Origin of the sequence: Microcoleus sp. OTE_8_concoct_300, assembly GCF_031383065.1 — a bacterium.
Lineage (GTDB): Bacteria > Cyanobacteriota > Cyanobacteriia > Cyanobacteriales > Microcoleaceae > Microcoleus.
In genome coordinates this window covers 1-2444 of the sequence record NZ_JANMZH010000887.1, presented here as the reverse complement: position 1 = coordinate 2444, position 2444 = coordinate 1, and the positions used below count along the sequence as shown (strand labels likewise).

Here is a 2444-nt window from a genome sequence, read left to right as displayed (position 1 = left end):
GATGCCCATCCCACAAGAAAAAATAACTCTTGTGGGATGGGCATCTTGCCCGTCCTAGTTATTTTTGCAAGAGGTCTACTAAAAACTGGGCGTTATCCTCAGGGTTCCAGACCAATTGCTGACAGGTTTTAGCAGCATCTTTAGCCACGGAGATCGTTTCAGCATCTTCTTTCAGCAGCGTTTGGGGCGCAACTAAGATTGGATGCGCGATTAACCGGTTGCACGCGACCTCCAGCCAATCTTGCCAATTGCCGCGCCACAGGCGAAGGGTCCCGTCATCACCGCCACTGACGATCGTCTTGCCGTCAGGACTAAATGCCACTGACATGACGCTACCCTCATGCCCTTTGAAGGGTTGACCGATGGCTTTGCCAGAGGTAATATCCCACAGGCGAAGGGTCCCGTCCCCACCGCCACTGATGATCGTCTTGCCGTCGGGACTAAATGCCACTGAGTAGACGCTACCCTCATCCCCTTTGAAGGGTTGACCGATGGCTTTGCCAGAGCGATTCCACAGGCGAAGGGTCCCGTCATTACCGCCACTGACGATCGTCTTGCCGTCGGGACTAAATGCCACTGAGTGGACCCAACCCTCATCCCCTTGTAGGATATTTTGTTCTCTGGCATCCTCAATAGCATCTCGTAAACTAGACTGAACCTGGGGCACAACGGTCTGTAAAGTAAATAATGACGATCGGCTTTGGCCTGTGGCTTGAATTGCCAGAATGAGTGCTTCTACGGGATCGATCGAGACCAACAACTGAGCGCGGGCGGCTTTTTCCCCCAGCGTCGCAATGGTGGCAATTCTTTCAGCCTTCAACCAAAAAGCCGTCACTACCCCCATCACACTCACAACTGCCCCGGCTAACAACAGCCGATTTTGGCGCTTATGCCCCCCACTTTTGGCAATATATGCCTTTTGTAACTTCGTCGCGGCGGGCTGTTTCTTTTGCGCTTGAGTCTCCTTCAACCAAGCTTCGGCAACTGCTAATTCACTTCCCCGCAACAGTAAGTCTTTTGTGTTCTTTTTTTGTTCCCATTCGAGCGATCGCTGAGACCATTTTGTATGATTCTGTAAGTGTTCTCTGTCTGTATCCAGGGTTCTGACCAATTGATTAAAATTGGCATTGAAATCCCCCTCGTTTTGATTGAAATCTATCCACTGGACTTTGGCTAACTCCGGATGCAAGTCTGCGGAATTCACCTCTCGATGCAGCAGAGTCACAAACCGCTTGTTCAACTTGGCTGCATACTCCACTTCCATCGCGCAATAGGGTGAATTTACCGATTGCGGGGAAAGAATAAATAAGAAATTATCAGACGATTGGATGCCCTGCTCGATTTCTCGCGCAAAATCCGCTCCCGAGGCAATACTTTCTTGGTCGAACCAAGTCGTTTTTCCCTGTAGTTGCAGTCCGTTATTGAGCTTTCTGGCTAAATCCGAATCTACGCGAGAATAAGAAATAAAAACATCGAGGGACGACCAGGGCGGTTGCCGCAAACTTTCAGCAATGAATTCTTCAATTAATGCTGTCGGGCGATGCTGGGTCCGTTTCTGCCCTACCTTCAACCACGTCTCTGCACTTCGCAAGTTATAACCTCGCAGCAGAATACTCGGATTCTTATGCTGTCTCTCCCACTTCAACTAAAACAGCAGGAGTCCCGCACTCTAACGGTACCCCGTTGAGTGTCGGGAGGAATGCGCGTGAGGCTCAAGAGCTGAACAAATTATCTATAAACGCAACAGAATTTATTCAATACGTGATACACTCTTGTCATGAAACAAGTCCTGACAGTATCTTGCAAGCTCCAAGTAACGCCTGAGCAGTCCCTCAAAATTGATGCAACCCTTCAGGCGTTCGCTAATGCTTGTGAATACGTGAATCAAACTGTGCCGCCAACTCTGACAAATGAATTGGCGATGCAATCTGCAGGTATATCACAATGTCAGAGATATGTTTGGACTTTCGGCGCAGTTGGCAATCCATGCTATTAGACGGGTTTCTGGCAACAGAAAAACAGCTAAAAAAGATGGTTCGCCAGTCAGCAGCTTTGCTCCTACTAGCGTCACTTACGATACCCGTATCTTTTCTTTTAGGGAAAAAGATTGGACAGTAAGTTTGACTACTACTGGTGGTAGGGAACGGTTTGTACTGGCTATCGGGAACTACCAACTTGGATTGTTGAAAGGTCAAAACCCCAAGACTGCTACTTTGTGCGAACGCTCTTATGGTAGTTACTATCTCAATATTCAGCTTGAATCTCAGCCAGCCGAGCCTCCACCAAGCAATCAAGTTTTGGGTTGTGATTTGGGTAGGACTGATATTGCAGTTACTTCTGATGGAGATACATTTAGCGGTAAACAAATTACCAAAGTTAGAAATCATTATGCCAAGTTGAGAGCAAATATCCAGCGAAAAGCCACGAAAGGCACACGGAGCACT

At 48.2% G+C, this 2444-nt stretch carries 1 protein-coding gene and 1 pseudogene; one reads left to right on the top strand and one right to left on the bottom strand.

The features are described 5' to 3' along the window. Positions 1–58: 58 nt before the first annotated feature. The gene (locus ACUVJL_RS38640) at positions 59–1591 is read right to left on the bottom strand and encodes a toll/interleukin-1 receptor domain-containing protein (protein WP_445250647.1); all 1533 of its coding nucleotides are present in this window, start codon (positions 1589–1591) and stop codon (positions 59–61) included. Between the two features lie 319 nt (positions 1592–1910). On the opposite strand from ACUVJL_RS38640, the pseudogene ACUVJL_RS38635 reads away from it, so the two are divergent. Continuing rightward, positions 1911–2444: pseudogene (locus ACUVJL_RS38635) on the top strand (RNA-guided endonuclease InsQ/TnpB family protein); the annotation flags it as partial.